The following is a 15,685-nucleotide window of genomic DNA, read 5'->3' on the forward strand; positions in this document are numbered from 1 at the left end:
AACGAAAGAGATGTCCACTCAACGCAATCCGTGGCCGGCGCTGCTCGCGCTGGTCGTCGGCTTCTTCATGATCCTGCTGGACATGACGATCGTCGCGGTCGCCAATCCCGCGATCATGACCAGCCTGCACGCCGACATCTCGCAGGTGATCTGGGTGACCAGCGCTTACCTGCTCACCTACGCGGTGCCGCTGCTGGTCACCGGACGGCTGGGTGACCGGTTCGGCCCCAAGAACATCTATCTGATCGGCTTGGCGGTCTTCACCGCGGCATCGCTGTGGTGCGGCGTGTCCGGCACCATCGGCATGCTGATCGCGGCGCGCGCCGCGCAGGGCATCGGCGCCGCACTGATGACCCCGCAGACCATGGCCGTGATCACCAGGACCTTCCCGCCGGACCGGCGCGGCGCCGCCATGGGCCTGTGGGGTGGCGTCGCGGGGTTGGCGACGCTGGTCGGCCCGATCCTCGGCGGTGTGCTGGTGGACGGTCTCGGCTGGGAGTGGATCTTCATCGTGAATGTGCCGGTCGGCGTCGTCGCCTTCGCGCTGGCGGTCTGGCTGGTGCCCGCGCTGCCCACCCACGAGCACAAGTTCGACATCCCCGGCGTGCTGCTCAGCGGCATCGGCATGTTCCTGCTGGTGTTCGGCATCCAGGAGGGCAACAGCTACGACTGGTCGTTGCGGATCTGGCTGCTGATCGCCGCGGGCGCGGTGGTGCTGGCGGTGTTCGTGGTCAACCAGGCCAGGAACAAGGGCGAGCCCTTGCTTCCGCTGAGCCTGTTCCGCGACCGCAATTTCGCGCTGTCCAATGCCGCGATCGCCGCGATGGGCGCGGCGGTGACCTCCCTGATGGTGCCGACGTACTTCTACCTGCAGGCCGTGCGGGAAATGTCGCCGACCGAGTCCGCGCTGGTCTTCGCGCCCATGGCGATCGTGACCGGTTTCTCGGCGCCGCTGGTCGGCAAGTTCGCCGACAAACTGCACCCGCGGATCGTGCCCACCATCGGCTTCGGGTTGTTCGCGCTGTCGGTGTTCTGCTTCGCGGCGCTGATGGAGCCGGACTCGTCGCTGATCTGGTTCCTGCTCGCCGCGGCGCTGGCCGGCTTCGCGAACGCCTGCATCTGGGCTCCGCTGGCGGCGACCGCGACCCACAATCTGCCGGTCCAGCAGGCCGGTGCGGGCGCGGGCGTCTACAACACCACCCGTCAAGTCGGCTCCGTCCTCGGTAGCGCCGCGATCAGCGCACTGGTGGCGGCCCGGATGACGGCGAACGGGCTGGGCGGCGGCCCGGTCGCCGAGGGGGGCGCGGGCCAGGGCCCCATCCCGGAGTTCGTCAAGGATTCCTTCAGCACGGCATTGAGCCAGGCCACCGTGCTCCCCGCCGCGATCCTGCTCATCGGCGTCGTCGCCTCGGTGCTGTTCATCCGCCACGGCGCGGGCGCACCGGCACAACCGGAGAAAGAACGGGTCGAAGTCGACTCCGTCGCGAGCTGACCATCCGACACCGTGCCCCGCAGAAGCATCCTTCTGCGGGGCACGTTCGTCGGCGGAACCAGCTCGGCAGCAAGCGGGTGGCCATCGAAGGAACCGGAGGACCGCGCTCAGGCGACCTGCACGGTCACCGAGGGGTAGCCGGTGGCGCCATCGGGGATGACGTCGCGGCGTTCGGCGGTCTGGGTTTCGCCGGCGCCGTCGGTGGCACGGGCGCGGAGGGTGTGCGGACCGGAGGTGGCGTCCCAGTCGAAGACCCATTGGCGCCAGGTGTCGATGGATTGTTCTTCGGAGAGGCGGGCCTGCTGCCAGGGGCCGTTGTCGATCTGGACTTCCACGGCGCGGATACCGCGATGCTGCGCCCAGGCGACTCCGGCGACCGGGATGCGGCCGGGCTGGAGGCGGCCCCGGGCGCGGGGAGTGTCGATACGGGTGCCGGTCTTGATCGGGCCGCGTGCCGACCAGCCGCGGCGGGTCCAGTAGGCGGTGGCGCGGTCGAAGCGGGTGACCTCCAGTTCGGTCACCCATTTGGTCGCCGAGACGTAGCCGTAGAGACCGGGCACGACCAGCCGGGCCGGGTAGCCGTGTTGCACCGGAAGGGGTTCGCCGTTCATGCCGATCGCGAGCAGGGCGTCGCGTCCGTCGGTGAGCACCGTCAGCGGAGTGCCCGCGGTCCACCCGTCGGCGCTGTGCGAGAGCACCATGTCCGCGTCGGGGTGCGGCCCCGCCTCCGCCAGCAGTTGATCCACACGGTAGCCGAGCCAGCGCGCGTTCCCGATCAGGTCGCCGCCCACCGGATTCGACACGCAGGCCAGCGTGACCAGGTGTTCCTCCACCGGGCGGCGCGCCAATTCGGACCAATCGAGCCGGATCTCGCGATCGACCATGCCGTGGATGCGCAGCGACCAGCCGTCCTTGGACACCTGCGGCACGATCAGCGCGGTATCGATCCGGTAGAAGTCGTCGTTCGGAGTCAGGTACGGCGTCAGTCCGGGTACGCGGAGATCCACGCCCGGCGCGACCGGCTCGGCGGGGGCGGTCGGTTCCGGCAATTGCACAGCGGCTCGCTCACCGGAGACATCGCTGCGGCGTGCGCCCAGCACGCGTCCGCCGACGCCGGTGACCACGGCCAATCCGCCTGCCACCAGCAGTCCCTGCAAGACGCGCCTGCGCTCGGGGGCCGAGGATCGGCTGGTGTCGACTACCGCCGACGGCGGCGCTGCCGATGCGGTCGCGTCCGCCGTCCCCGCCGAACCGGTTCGATGCTGTTGTGCGTCAACGTCTTTCGTGTTTCCACCGGCTCCGGGCACGTTCGGGGCCGAACCGGTGCCTGCGCCGACCCCCGCATCGGAGGTATCGCCGATGTCTGATGCACGCCGGCGCCCACCTCCGTTCCCGCCGCCGATGGTGGACGCCGACCCATCGGTCAGCGCTGCGGACTTGCCGGTCGACGGAGTCGCGCCGACCGGCGTGTCAGCGACAGATTCCGTGACCGCCGCGTCGATACGGCGGGTCAGCGCACGCAGCGCGTAGATGCCGACGGCGACGCCGACGACGGTCGGCAACGCGGCGGTCAGACCGGCGCGCGCCACCGCCACCCATGCCGTGCTCACCCCGAACACCGCGAACACCCACGACCCGGCCGCACGGGTGGTCCGTTCGATCGCTCCGGCCACTCCGGCCACAACCAGCGCGAGCACGCCCATGATCAGGTACAGCGCCGCTTTGTCGTTGGTGCCGAAGGTGGTGATGGCCCATTCCCGCAACCCGTCGGGGGTGTGGTCGATGACGGCCGAGCCGAGCAGGTGCAGCGGCGCGCTGTCGGGGCCGAGCAAGGCCGCGAGCAGTTCGGCCACGCCCAGCGTGAGGCCCGCCGAGACGATCCCGGCCACCACGCGCAATCGCAATTCGGCCATGGAAACGAGACTACTGCCGGTCGGCCGCGCCGACCGGGGCGTTCCCGGCAGCGCGGGCACGGAACGAGCCGTGATACGCGAAAGGCGCTGTCCGCGAAGGTCCGCGGACAGCGCCTGGAGGCGATCAGCTCAGTTGTAGATGCTCGCCACGTCGTCGGCGTGCTGCTTCATCACGACCGCGCGCTTGAGCGACATCTTCGGGGTGAGCTCGCCGGTCTCCTGGGTCCAGTCGATGGTCAGCAGACGGATCTTCTTGATCTGCTCGGCGTGCGAGACCTTCTTGTTGGTCTCGGCCACCGCGGCGTTCACTTCGGCCAGCAGGTCCGGGTTCTCGATCAGCTTCTCGATCGGAGTGTCGGCGGGCAGGTTGTTGCGTTCTTTCCAGCCGGGCAGCGACTCCGGATCCAGCGTGATCAGCGCGCCGATGAACGGCCTGCTGTCGCCCACCACCATCACCTGGCTGATCAGCGGGTGCGCCCGCAGCGAGTCCTCCAGCAGTGCGGGGGAGACGTTCTTGCCACCGGCGGTGACGATGATCTCCTTCTTGCGGCCGGTGATGGTGATGAATCCGTCGGCGTCGATGGCGCCGAGGTCACCGGTCTTGAACCAGCCGTCCTCGAAGGCGTCCTCGGTCGCCTCCGTGTTGCCCCAGTAGCCGTTGAACACGACGGAGCCGCGTAGCAGCAGTTCGCCGTCCTCGGCGATCTTGGCGGCGTGGCCCTCGATCGGCCGCCCGACCGAGCCGACCCGGATGTGCTCCGGGGTGTTGACCGAGATGGCCGCGGTGGTCTCGGTGAGGCCGTAACCCTCGTAGATGGTTACGCCGACGCCGCGGAAGAAGTGACCCAACCGCGCCCCGAGCGGACCGCCGCCGGAGACGGCCGCCTCGCACTGGCCGCCGAGCGCGGCCCGCAGCTTGCTGTAGACCAGCTTGTCGAACAACGCGTGCTTCAGCTTCAGCCCGATGCCCGGTCCGCCGTTGTCGAGCGCCTCACTCCACGCGATGGCGGTGTCGGCGGCGGCGTCGAAGATCTTGCCCTTGCCGCCGTCGTGCGCCTTCTGCTTGGCGCTGTTGAACACCTTCTCGAACACCCGGGGCACCGAGAGGATGAAGTGCGGCTGGTAGCTGCCGAACTGCTCGACCAGGGTGGACCAGTCGGCGGTATGCGCGACGACCACCTTCGCGTCGAACGCGGCCAGCGCGACGGCGCGGGCGAACACGTGCGCCAGCGGCAGGAACATGAGGGTCTTCTTGCCCTCGGTGACGTACTTGTGCAGCGCGATCCGGTCGGACTTGGACTCCGCGTACAGGTTCGCGTGGGTCAGCATGACGCCCTTGGGGCGGCCCGTGGTGCCCGAGGTGTAGATCAGAGTGGCGGGCGACTGCGCGCCGACCTGGGCGCGGCGCTCGTGCACGATCTGGTCGTCCAGGTCGGCGCCGGCGGCGATCAGCTCGTCCAGCGCGCCCTTGTCGATCTGCAGGGTCTGCCGCAGATCCGGCAGCGACCCGGTCTCGATCTCGTCGATCACCTTGCGGTGCTTGTCGCTGTCGAGGATCAGCAGCTTGGTGGCCGAGTCCTGCAGGATCCACTTGGCCTGCTCGGCGGCGGAGCTGTCGTAGATCGCGACGGTGCAGCCGCCCGCGGCCCAGATCGCGAAGTCGAGGACGGCCCACTCGTAGCGAGTGGGGGCCATGATGGCGACGCGATCGCCGAGTTCGAGACCCGAAGCGATCAGGCCTTTCGCCACGCCGGTGACGGTTTTCGCGAACTCCGCGGCGGTGACATCCCGCCAGCCGCCACTGCCGTTCGGCACGTTGAACAGCACCGCGTTCGGCGACTGCTCGGCGTGGCGGAAGACGTTGTCGGAATTGTTCGCGTCATCCGGAATGGTGTAGGAAGCCGGGACTTCGAACTCTCGCATCAGTGCCCTTCCACGTGGGTTTACTCGCCAGTAATCTACGACACCTGCGCCAGGGTCGTGAGGTCGACCACCGCCAATCGCCTCCGCACATCACCGCAGGCCGGGGACCCGCTCGGTTTTCATCCTAGTTCGCGCAGGTCCGCCGGTTGAATCGCTTCGCGCAGGAACTCACCGAGTTCGCGCAGCACGGCCGCCGCGGGCGCCGCCAAGGCGGCCTGCAGCTGAGCGACGTGCCACAAGCCCTTGCTCTCGGTGAAGCGCACGTGTACCCCCGCCTCGCGTAGTGCGGTGACCAGCACGACGCACTGCCGGTGCAGCAGCTCGCTGACGTCCACCTGCACGTAGGTGGGCGGTAGACCGCGCAGCTCACCGGTCAGCGGCGCGTAGCCCGGGTCGGCCGGGTCGCCATCGCCCAGGTAGGCGGCCGCGCACGCACGGGACCACGGCTTGTTGATCACCAGATCGCGTTCGCGCTGCGGGATCTCGTTCGGGTCGGCCCATGGCGCGATCAAGCCGAGCGCGGCCGGGGTCTGCCCGTGCCGGGCGAGCAGGCGCTGCGCCAGCGCGAGCGACAGACCGCCGCCCGCGGAATCACCGGAGACGGCGATCTGGTCCGGCCGCAGCCCCGAGTTACCCACGAGTTCCAGGAACGCCGCTTCGGCGTCGTCCAGTGCGGCGGGGAAGGGGTGTTCCGGCGCCAGCCGGTAGTCCAGCACGTAGACCGGGCAGCCGGTGTCCCGGGCCAGTCGAGCCGCCAGCGAGCGGTGTGTCGCGGGCGAACCGACCGCGTACCCGCCCCCGTGCAGATAGAGGACCGCGCCGTGATCGGAGGTGTCCGCGAAGCCGATCCGCTCGGCGGGCCTGCCGCCCAGGTGCACGGGCCGCACGACGGCGCCCGCGGGCAGCAGTTGCGCCCGCGAACTCACGTCGAGCAGCCTGCGTTGCACCGCGAACGGCAGTCGTTTGTTCAGCGTGACCCGGAAGATCGGGTTCAGTACCGCCCGCGCGAGGGGCAGTGGAAGGTCGATGTCCCGCACTCGTCGCTCCTCGGCTCAGGGCAGGAAGCGACGTTCGACGTTCGCCGCGATCCGCTGGTAACCCGACGCCGTGACCCGGACGAACAGGTCGAGCAACTTGGCCTCCCAGCCGATCAGCACGCGGCCCTGCCCCTTGCGCACGCCCTCGACGATGGTCTGCGCCGCCATGTCCGGGGTGTGGATGGCCAGCTTCCGATCGAACATCGACGCGGCGGACTTGGCGTCGATGCCCTCGGCGTAGGTGGCGTTGCGGGCGACAGCGGTCTTGATGCCGCCGGGATGCACGCAGGTGACCTTGACCGGATGCCGCGCGACCAGCATCTCCTGGCGCAGCGACTCGGTGAAGCCGCGCACCGCGAACTTCGCCGCGTTGTAGGCGCTCTGCCCGGGGATCGCGATCAGGCCGAACAGGCTGGACACGTTGACGATGTGGCCGTCGCCGGACTCGATGACCATCGGCAGGAACGCCTTGGTGCCATTGACCACGCCCCAGAAGTCGACGTCCATCACGCGCTCGAAGTCCTTGTACTCCGAGCGGATGACCTCACCGTGGTGGGCGATGCCCGCGTTGTTGTACACCTGGTGCACGGTGCCGAAGTGCGCCTTCACCGCGTCGGCGTAGAGGATCACCGCCTCACGCTCGACCACGTTCAGGCGGTCGGACTTCACCTGCGTGCCGAGTTGCTCGCAGCGGCGCACGGTCTCGGCCAGACCCTCGACATCGATGTCCGACAGTGCCAGCTTGGCGCCGCGCCGGGCCAGATTCACCGCCAGCGCCCGGCCGATCCCGGAACCGGCTCCGGTGATCACACATACCTTGTTCTTGAAGTAAGCGTCACTGCTCACGATGCCACTGCTTTCAGATCTTCTCGGGAGATGGAGATGTCGTACGCCGCCACGTCGAAATTTCTGGTGAGCCTACGGAATTCGAAGGTCCAGTCCGGCCACAGCGTGGTGTTGTTGCCGTGCTTGTCCAGGTACCAGCTCGAGCATCCGCCGGTGAGCCAGACGCTCCCGGCCAGCTTCGCCTGCAGGCCGGCGTTGTAGGCATCCTGCACGTCGCGGCGCACTTCCACGGTACGCAGGTCGAGGCGGTCGATGGTGGCCAGCGCGTCGGCGACGTAGTTGATCTGCGATTCGATCATGTACACCATCGAGGTGTGCCCGAGCCCGACGTTCGGGCCGAGCAGGAAGAACATATTGGGGAAGTTCGCGATCGAGGAGCCCTTGTAGCCCTGCTGGCCGATCTCGTCGAACACCTCCGACAGGGTGCGTCCGTCGCGGCCCGCGATCGTGTCGTAGGTCGGCGAGTCGGTGACGTGGAAGCCGGTCGCCACGATCAGCGCGTCGATCTCGCGCTCGGTGCCGTCCGTGGTGACGATCGAGTGCGCGCGCACCTCGGCGATGCCGTCGGTGACCACGTCGACGTTCGGCCGCGACAGCGCGGGGTAGTAGTCGTTCGAGATCAGCATGCGCTTGCAGCCGATCCGGAAGTTCGGCGTGACCTTGGCGCGCAGCTGCGGATCGCGGATCTCGTAACGCAGCTTGGCCTTCGCGATCGCCTCGAACACCTGCATGAGGGCGGGAACCTTGGCCAGCCCGACCACCTGGGTCTCGCGCGCGGCGTAGATGGCCGCGCGGGATAGTCGCTGCAGGCCGGGCACATGCTTGAAGGCGAGCCGCTCCGCCTTGGTGTACGGACGGTCCAGGCGCGGCAGCAGCCACGGCGCGGTGCGCTGGTAGACGTCCAGGTGACCGACCTTCGGGGCGATGGCGGGCACGATCTGGATGGCCGAGGCGCCGGTGCCGATGATGGCGACCCGCTTGCCGGTCAGGTCGGCGTCGTGGTTCCAGCGCGCGGAGTGGAAGATCTCGCCTTCGAACTCGTTGATGCCTTTGATGTCGGGCAGCGCGGGCTCGCACAGCGCGCCGACCGCCGAAACCACCGTGTTCGCGGTGAAGCTGCCCTTACTCGACTCGATCTCCCACAGGGCGGTCTCGTTGTTCCAGCGGGCGCTGGTCACGTCGCAGTCGAAGATGTGCTTGTCGCGCACGTCGTAGCGCTTCGACACGTCCTGGATGTACCGCTGGATCTCGCCCTGCCGGGAGAACGACCGCGACCAATCCGGGTTCAGCGCGAACGAGTACGAGTACAGGTGCGAGGGGACGTCGCAGGCCGCGCCGGGATAGGTGTTGTCGCGCCAGGTGCCGCCGACGTCGCTGCCGCGCTCCAGCACGAGGAAATCGTTGCGACCCTGCTGGGTCAGCCGGATGGCCAGACCCAGACCCGCGAACCCGCTGCCGATGATGATCGTCCTGGCGTGGCGCGTGGGTCGGCCGGCGACAGCTTTGTCTGTGACCTTGCGACTCATATAACCGAGCCTACGGCCCTATTGAGCGCTAGTCAACAGTGTATTGACTGGCGTTCAGTAGGATTGGCGGGTGACCAGAACCCAGGGAGACGCCCCCAAGCGCACGCGGCTGAGCCCGGACGAGCGCCGCGAGCAACTGATCACCTTGGGCGCGAAGATGCTGGGCGAACGCTCCATCGAGGACATCTCCGTCAGCGAGATCGCCGCGCAGGCCGGCATCTCGCGCGGCCTGTTGTTCCACTACTTCCCGACCAAGCAGGACTTCCAGCTCGCGATCGTGCACCACGCCAACGCGGAACTGCTCGAGCGCGTCACCCCGGACCGCAGCCTCGGCCTGTTCGAGATGCTGCGCGACTCCATCGAGCGCTACATCGAGTACGTCACGGAGAACCGCACGTCCTACCTCGCGCTCCTGCGCGGCCCCACCAGCGTCAGCCCCGAACTTGCCCCGCTGGTCGACCAGACCCGCGACGCCATCATCGGCATCATCCTCGCCGAGACTCCAGTGCCGGTCACCGAAGCCGACCACCCTCGCCTCATGCTCGCGATGCGCGGGTGGATCGCGTTCGTCGAGGAATCCACGCTCACCTGGCTGCGCTCCGAACCCATCCCGCGTGCCGAGCTGATCGACCTGCTGGTCGAATCGCTGATCGCCATAGCGTTCTCGGTGGACCCGGCTCTGGCCGCCGCGCTGCGGGGTTGACCTCGATCCTCCCGTGGCCGGGGATGGACAGGCCACGACTGTGGCGCTGCCCACACGCCGCACTCCGCATGCCCTTGTGCTGCCAATACCGTGCTGTTCCAGTGCCTTTCGATTTTGTGACGGCAATCCCGCCGCATACCGTTGTGTGGTCGATGGTGTGGGACGGCGATGGAGGCCGCCGATGTTGGTCATCAATGAACGAACGACGGCGCCGCGATCCGAACAGCGCGTGCTCGACTGGATGCGGACCTGGACCGGCCAGTACGTCATTGTCGGACTCGCGATCTCGGGGTGCTATCTACCCGACCGCGAACGTACGGACGAGACGCAAGAAGCCGATCTGGTGGTGATCACCCCCAGGGCAGCGGTCGTGGTCGAGGTCAAGGGCACCGTCCCGGAGGCGACGAGCGGTGTCCTGTCGGTGCAGGCCAACGGCCGCTGGCGACTGTCCGGCTACGCGGGCGACCCGATCCACGTGCGCGACCACGACAGCAGCCCGTTCGACCAGGTGACGAACAACGTCTTCAACTTGAAGGCGCTGGTGCGCAAGCACAACGCGGAAGCCTTCGTCGACGGCCTGATCGTCGTCGTGCCGCCGAAGGACTCGAACCTCACGCTGAACATCGAGTCGCGCAGGCGCGGGTGCGCTGTGGTGCTCGGAGCCGGGCAGGCCGACCTGCGCGCCTGGTTCCACCGCACCGCGAGCCGCAAGCTCATCTGGACCGCCGAACGCACGCACGCCCTGCTGACCGACTTGAACCTGGGCGACCAGGTCACCATCGACGACCTGGCGGCGGACGGTTTCCCGCCGGAGCAGAAGTTGCGGGCCGGGACGCTGGCGGCGCTGGAGAGTGTCACGCGAAAGACTACGGAGCTCGCGGACAGGACGTCTACCGAAGCGGTCGACGGGTCCGCTGATACGGACGCATCACCGGTGGGTGCCGTGCCCGAGCCGTCGGACGCCGTTCCGGATGCAGCGCGGGTCACCGCATCGACATCAGCCGCTGGAAAGCCTGACGATGTCGACCACCAGGACTCGGAGGAAGATCGGACTGTCATGCTGTCCGCGCCGGAGCGGACCGACGCCCCGGACGCTGGTTCCGGGGAGCGCGTGGGTTCGGAGGTTGTTTCGCCGACGCGATCGGGTGCTGAAGCTGGTTCCGGGGAGCGCGTGGGTTCGGAGGTTGTTTCGCCGACGCGATCGGGTGCTGAAGCTGGTTCCGGGGAGCGCGTGGGTTCGGAGGTTGTTTCGCCGACGCGATCGGGTGCTGAAGCTGGTTCCGGGGAGTGCGCGGGTTCGGAGGTTGTTTCGCCGACGCAATCGGGTGCTGAAAGAGCATCGCAAGTCTACCTGTCATCGTCGACGGCTCCGCAGCCGCTCGAGACCGCGGCTGTTCCAGACGGTGGCCAGGACGCGTTCGAGTCGCATCCCCCGGAGGTGCCCGCTGCCCCGGCGGGGACGCAACCTGCCGAATCAGATCCTTTTGCACCGGAATTCCTCGCGCCGGAGCCCCCACCGCCCGCCTCGTCGGACGCGACAGCGCATTCATATGCCGGCGAAGGGGAGCATCGGTCGGCATCCGCTCGCGCGGACGCCGAGCCCGATGTGCCAGAAGATCATCATCCGGAGCCGCCTCGCTTCGAAGGCCGCCTCGCGGCGAGGTTCGCGCAGGAAGACGCCGAGCCGAATTCCTCTGTGCGGGAACGCTTCGCGACCGGGTACGTGGCATCGATACCCCCCGCCGCAGCTGAGCCCACTTCACCGGAACGAACTGAACCTGAACTTCTCCCCGCCGACGAGGATTTCGATCCGGCCGCGCGATCGGCCCCCGCATCGTCGTCGTTCACGGACAGTTGGTCGTCGTGGATCGAGCCCGCCCTTGCCCGCCCGGCCCTGGAACCTCAGCCGAGCCGGTCCCGCCCGCTGCGTCCGCGCCCGACCCCCGAACCTCAGCCGAGCCGGTCCCGCCCGCTGCGCCCGCGCCCGGCCCCGGAACCTCAGCCGAGCCCGCCCGCCGCGTGGTCCACACCCACCCCCGAACCGCGGCCACTGCGCCGTCCCACACCGACCGCGGTGCTAGAGCGTCCACGGACAGCGGTTCGCGACCAGATCACCGCACTGTCCGCACGTATCCCCGGCCGCGCCTCCGAGAAATCGAAGCCACGCGGCCACCGCTCACAACAGATCGCCGCGGTGGCACTGATCGTGCTCGTCATCGGGGTGATCTGGATCCTGGCGGCCTCCTGCTCGCCCACGGGCGGCGCTGTGCAACCGACGCAAGCTCCCGCGCCCACCACCGAGGCAGTTCCGCCACCGCCACCGGTCACGGAAACCCCAGGCCGCATGAACCTTTTGCCGTTGTGCACTCCGTTCACGCCCAAGTGCTGACGACATAGGCGCATGCGGCGGGCCGCGACCGGTGGGAGTTGAATTGGGAATCGACATCATTATTCAAAATCAGATCCACGAACGGATCGGCCTGGTATATGGAGACGCGGAAGATACGCTTGTCAAGTATCGAGAGAATGCTCCAGCAGGCTCGATACTCCGGGGTCTTCACGCGCACGCGGACACGATGTTCAACACAACTCAGCTGGCCCTGCTACTAGATGAGATGGCAAATGCTCTGCCGAACAACGAACAAGAAACGAGATGCTTGCCGTATTGCGCGATGCCGCCGAAGCTGCAATCCCCTGCGGTATTGTGCGCAGCCACCGGCAGGTCGCCGATCACGGCGAGCACGTCGGGAAGTCGCTGTGCGAAGCCGGGCTGACCGGCGACGTCGTCTGGCGTGATCTTGTGGACGCGAACGATGTACGACGAGAATTCGTCGATCGGCGACCGGGGACCTGCACAGCCACGTTTGGGTGGCCACCGTATGAGGACCCCCGTGGACAGGACTGGCGTAATCACGACGCGCCGGACAGCCATTTTCGAACGCGAGGGAACGCGGATTTCTTGCGTCGTGTTCGAAGGGGCGGGTTGAACCAGCCGGGCAACGGTTCTCGGGCGGCAAGCCAGGCATGCGGCACCCCGGCGATCGGATCGGGGCGGATTCCGATGCCGGTGTAGGCGCCGACGATGCCGCCGACGATGGCGCTCGTGGTGTCGATATCTCCATCCGCCGCGATACATGTGGCGATCGCGGCCGGGTAATCGGCCAAATGCGTTGCGGCGGCCTAAATCGTGAACGGCACCGTGTTCTGTGCGGTGACCAAAGATCCGTTGCCGAGTTCCTCCGCGGCGTCCTTCGCGGAGGCTCCGAGCAAAGTGCGAGCACGGCGAATCAGTCGGCTGGTCTCACCGTCGTCGAGGCGGTCGATGATGGTGGTGATGAAATCGTCCGATGTCGGCCGCTTCCCGGTCAGGCGGGCATGAGCGGCCTGACCAGCCGCGAGTGCTACCGCCACCGCGCCGCTTCGGCGGCGATCTTGTCCGGATCGTCGGCGTAGAAGGCGCCCAGCGGGGCAACCCGCATGGCCGCACCGTTGCCGCAGGATCCCTGGCCATCGAACGCGGCTCCGGCCGCCTACCGCCAGTGCACGCCGTTGCGAATTCGACGCAACGTGTCGACCGCCAGGAAACCGTAGTCGCGGCGCGGGTCGAACCGTCGCGCGAAGGCGGCGGCAAGCCGATCCTGTTCGATCGCACCGTGACTGGAGAGCTGAGCGACCACCGTGCAGGCCATTTCGGTGTCGTCGGTCCACCCCGACTGTCGCGCAGGGAGATCGCATGCACGAAGATCCGGAATCGACCGGCCCATGATGGGGAACTCCGCACCCAGCGCATCCCCCACAGACAGCCCATCGAGTGAATCGAGCATCAAGTCAACGTGCATCGCGTCCGATGGTAACCATGCCGACCGAGGTCAGCGCACATGTCGCAGTGCTTCACCGGCTCATCGCAGAAGAGGGTGTAGTTGGGTCCGTCATTCGCTCGCACGGATTTCACGCTCGGCTGCGCTCCTATCCGAGCGCGACGAGACGTGCGCCGGCGAACAAGCTATGCGCGGTCGTTGCCATCGCGCAGGGAATGGATCATGCTCCGCAGGATCCGGAACGCGTCTGCCTGCTCGGTCTCGGTCAGGCCGGCCAGCATTCTGACCTCGACGGACCGGACCGCTACGGTCGCCTTCTGGAGACTCCGTCGTCCGCGAGGGGTGAGCCGCGTGGGAAGAACCTTCCCGACAGGTGCCTCCGCGGGCCTGGTCACGTAGCCCTCGCGTTCCAGGGTCTGGAGCAGCACGTTCATCGTCTGCCGGGTCACGAACGCGCCGCGCGCGAGTTCGGAGTTCGACAAACCCGGTCGTTGCGCCAGCAGTTCGAGGCAGGAGTAGTGCGTCACGCTCATCCCGAGCGGCCGCAACACCTCCTCCATGGCCGCGCGGAGGGCGCTCGACGCCTCTTTCAGCAGGTAGCCCAGTGACGTCTCGAGGTCGACGCCGACACCGTCTTGACTCATGTCAGTATCCTGACATAGCTTGATCTGTGTCAGAAAACTGACACATAGGAAAGGAGCATCATAATGCCCGCCACCGGCCCCGACTTCATCTCGCTGCAAGCGCGCGACCTCGACGCCTCGCAGGCGTTCTACGAGCAGTACCTCGGCCTCGTCCGCTCGCAGACCGGACCTCCGCACGCCGTCGTCTTCGAGACGAAGCCGATCGCGTTCGCACTCCGCGACGTCGTTCCCGGCACTGATCTCGCATCCGCCGCTCAGCCCGGCATCGGCGCCGCGATCTGGCTGCACGCCACAGACGTCCAGGCCATTCACGATGCTCTCGTCGCCGACGGTCACACCATCGTCTCCGCGCCGATCGACGGCCCTTTCGGTCGGACATTCACCTTCGCCGACCCCGACGGCTACCAGATCACTCTCCACGACCGGGCCTGACAGGCCGATCGCCACCGGACGATCACCGGCCCCGAAGACGGTTGCGACCGTTGCTCGAGAATCCTCTTCGGACCGGCGGTCTCAGGCCACACCCTCGTCTGTGGAAAGCCGCTTCACCTTGGGATGTTGCGAATCTGCGCTCCTCAGTGCTACGCACGGTGGGTGGCCATCTTTCGGTGAAGATGGGTTCCATCTCGACCGGAGCGCCGACGAACGCCTCGACTTTCGCACGGGTGTCGGCGGTTACGGCGTAAACCCGGTCCCAATCGCCGCCGGTGAGATCGCGGAGCAGGTTCCGTTCTTGGGCTCACCGCGCGTCACCTCCGGGTCGTGACCACCTCGCGCCGGGGGCTCTCTGTCGGTATCCCCGTGTCGCCGAATGGCACCTGGTTGCTGTACTTCAGTTGACCGTCGCGTCCGACGACAACCAATTGGCCGTCTTCTACCGCCTTCTTCACAAGCTCCTCAGCTCGGTGGGCCATCGCCTCCGCGCTCGCGTGTGAAGTCGGACCGTCGATCCGCTCGTGCGCAGTCGTGTACGCGTTCGCCCAGTCCTGGCGCCAGAGGTGAGGTGGGAAATCGCTGCGTGTGGGGCTTCTTCAGCGAGCAGCCAGTCGGCGTCGCTCTGGTACATGGTTGCTACCCTTGGTAGCATAAAGGGCGTGGGTGGTAGTAAGAAGTACTCGATCAGTCTCCCGGAGGAGCTCGCTGAGCAGGCCCGCGCCCATGTCGGTCCCGGCGGCTTCTCCGCCTATGTCGCCGAGGCGTTGGAGCAGCGTGTCGCGATGGACAAACTGGGGGAGTTGGTGGCCGACTTCGAGAAGGACGACGAGCCGTTGACTCGTGCGGAGATCGATCAGGCGCGGGCGGAGTTGGGCTTCGAGCGGCGGCGTCGGGGTTCGCGTGGATCGGCCGCCTGATGCCGGATGTGCTGTTCCTCGACAGCGAGGGGCTGTCCATGCTGTATCGGAAGGATCGCCGCATGCTTGCGTGGGTGCAGGCTGCGAAAGAGGACGGCGTACGAGTGGCCACCACGGCTATGACGACGGTGGAAGCCGACTACAGCAAGGTGCATGCTGCCCGCATCGCATGGACGTTGTCACAGCTCGATGTTCACGCCGTGACGCGAGAGTTGGCCACGCGGGCCGCTGCGCTGTTGCGCGAGCATGGCCTTGGCCGGCACAAACACGCGATCGACGCCGTTCTGGCTGCGTCGGCCCGCTCGGTTCGTGGGTTGGCGACGGTGGTGACGTCGGACCCCGAGGACATGGCGTTGCTGTGCGGTCCGAAGATCGAGATCGTCAAGGTGTGAGCTTGTTCGAGGCGTGAGCAGCGATCGGGAGAGCCAACG

The 15,685-nt window shown here is 67.4% G+C and carries 15 protein-coding genes and 1 pseudogene; 6 read left to right on the forward strand and 10 right to left on the reverse strand.

Going from position 1 to position 15,685, the window contains the following annotated elements; all coding sequences use genetic code 11:
• Positions 1–10: 10 nt before the first annotated feature.
• Entirely contained in the window at positions 11–1,492 is a 1,482-nt protein-coding gene (locus QMG86_RS04230; RefSeq protein ID WP_281877800.1) for a DHA2 family efflux MFS transporter permease subunit, read from the forward strand.
• A 107-nt stretch (positions 1,493–1,599) separates the two neighbouring features.
• Here QMG86_RS04230 and QMG86_RS04235 read toward each other — a convergent pair whose 3' ends face one another.
• From QMG86_RS04235 to QMG86_RS04255, 5 genes are all read right to left on the reverse strand, one after another.
• Complete coding sequence (locus QMG86_RS04235) at positions 1,600–3,405, reverse strand: molybdopterin-dependent oxidoreductase (protein WP_281877801.1); 1,806 nt, start codon at positions 3,403–3,405, stop codon at positions 1,600–1,602.
• Positions 3,406–3,534: 129 nt separating this feature from the next.
• Positions 3,535–5,328 (reverse strand): AMP-dependent synthetase/ligase, encoded by a 1,794-nt coding sequence (locus QMG86_RS04240; protein ID WP_281877802.1) that lies wholly within the window; start codon positions 5,326–5,328, stop codon positions 3,535–3,537.
• Between the two features lie 119 nt (positions 5,329–5,447).
• Entirely contained in the window at positions 5,448–6,365 is a 918-nt protein-coding gene (locus QMG86_RS04245) for an alpha/beta hydrolase (RefSeq protein WP_281877803.1), read from the reverse strand.
• Positions 6,366–6,380: 15 nt separating this feature from the next.
• Positions 6,381–7,211, reverse strand: coding sequence for an SDR family NAD(P)-dependent oxidoreductase (locus tag QMG86_RS04250; RefSeq protein WP_281877804.1), 831 nt, complete (start codon positions 7,209–7,211; stop codon positions 6,381–6,383).
• The gene (locus QMG86_RS04255) at positions 7,208–8,737 is read right to left on the reverse strand and encodes a flavin-containing monooxygenase (protein WP_281877805.1); all 1,530 of its coding nucleotides are present in this window, start codon (positions 8,735–8,737) and stop codon (positions 7,208–7,210) included. The genes QMG86_RS04250 and QMG86_RS04255 overlap by 4 nt, the downstream gene beginning before the upstream one ends.
• Positions 8,738–8,807: 70 nt before the next feature.
• Here QMG86_RS04255 and QMG86_RS04260 point away from each other — a divergent pair, with 70 nt between their 5' ends.
• Together QMG86_RS04260 and QMG86_RS04265 are read left to right on the forward strand one after the other, a co-directional pair.
• Entirely contained in the window at positions 8,808–9,440 is a 633-nt protein-coding gene (locus QMG86_RS04260; RefSeq protein ID WP_281877806.1) for a TetR/AcrR family transcriptional regulator, read from the forward strand.
• Between the two features lie 40 nt (positions 9,441–9,480).
• A complete protein-coding gene (locus QMG86_RS04265) occupies positions 9,481–11,829 on the forward strand; it encodes a nuclease-related domain-containing protein (protein ID WP_281877807.1) in 2,349 nt (782 codons plus the stop codon).
• A gap of 201 nt (positions 11,830–12,030) precedes the next feature.
• Here QMG86_RS04265 and QMG86_RS04270 read toward each other — a convergent pair whose 3' ends face one another.
• From QMG86_RS04270 to QMG86_RS04285, 5 genes and pseudogenes are all read right to left on the reverse strand, one after another.
• Positions 12,031–12,372: a 3'-5' exonuclease family protein gene (locus tag QMG86_RS04270; RefSeq protein ID WP_281877808.1), complete on the reverse strand. Its 342-nt coding sequence runs from the start codon at positions 12,370–12,372 to the stop codon at positions 12,031–12,033.
• Positions 12,351–12,605 (reverse strand): ADP-ribosylglycohydrolase family protein, encoded by a 255-nt coding sequence (locus QMG86_RS33520; RefSeq protein ID WP_350356365.1) that lies wholly within the window; start codon positions 12,603–12,605, stop codon positions 12,351–12,353. Before QMG86_RS33520 ends, QMG86_RS04270 begins: the two co-directional genes overlap by 22 nt.
• Positions 12,606–12,620: 15 nt before the next feature.
• Positions 12,621–12,851 (reverse strand): hypothetical protein, encoded by a 231-nt coding sequence (locus tag QMG86_RS04275; RefSeq protein WP_281877809.1) that lies wholly within the window; start codon positions 12,849–12,851, stop codon positions 12,621–12,623.
• Positions 12,842–13,279, reverse strand: a pseudogene (locus QMG86_RS04280) (ADP-ribosylglycohydrolase family protein). Before QMG86_RS04280 ends, QMG86_RS04275 begins: the two are co-directional and overlap by 10 nt.
• Positions 13,280–13,443: 164 nt before the next feature.
• Positions 13,444–13,902 (reverse strand): MarR family winged helix-turn-helix transcriptional regulator, encoded by a 459-nt coding sequence (locus tag QMG86_RS04285; protein ID WP_281877810.1) that lies wholly within the window; start codon positions 13,900–13,902, stop codon positions 13,444–13,446.
• Positions 13,903–13,965: 63 nt separating this feature from the next.
• On the opposite strand from QMG86_RS04285, the gene QMG86_RS04290 reads away from it, so the two are divergent.
• The 3 genes from QMG86_RS04290 (at position 13,966) to QMG86_RS04300 (ending at position 15,646) form a co-directional block, all read left to right on the forward strand.
• The gene (locus QMG86_RS04290) at positions 13,966–14,334 is read left to right on the forward strand and encodes a VOC family protein (protein WP_281877811.1); all 369 of its coding nucleotides are present in this window, start codon (positions 13,966–13,968) and stop codon (positions 14,332–14,334) included.
• Positions 14,335–14,996: 662 nt separating this feature from the next.
• Positions 14,997–15,254, forward strand: a complete 258-nt coding sequence (locus tag QMG86_RS04295) for a hypothetical protein (protein WP_174185008.1) — start codon at positions 14,997–14,999, stop codon at positions 15,252–15,254.
• The gene (locus QMG86_RS04300; RefSeq protein WP_281877812.1) at positions 15,254–15,646 is read left to right on the forward strand and encodes a type II toxin-antitoxin system VapC family toxin; all 393 of its coding nucleotides are present in this window, start codon (positions 15,254–15,256) and stop codon (positions 15,644–15,646) included. The genes QMG86_RS04295 and QMG86_RS04300 overlap by 1 nt, the downstream gene beginning before the upstream one ends.
• Positions 15,647–15,685 lie beyond the last annotated feature (39 nt).

Source organism: Nocardia sputorum, assembly GCF_027924405.1.
Classification (GTDB): domain Bacteria; phylum Actinomycetota; class Actinomycetes; order Mycobacteriales; family Mycobacteriaceae; genus Nocardia; species Nocardia sputorum.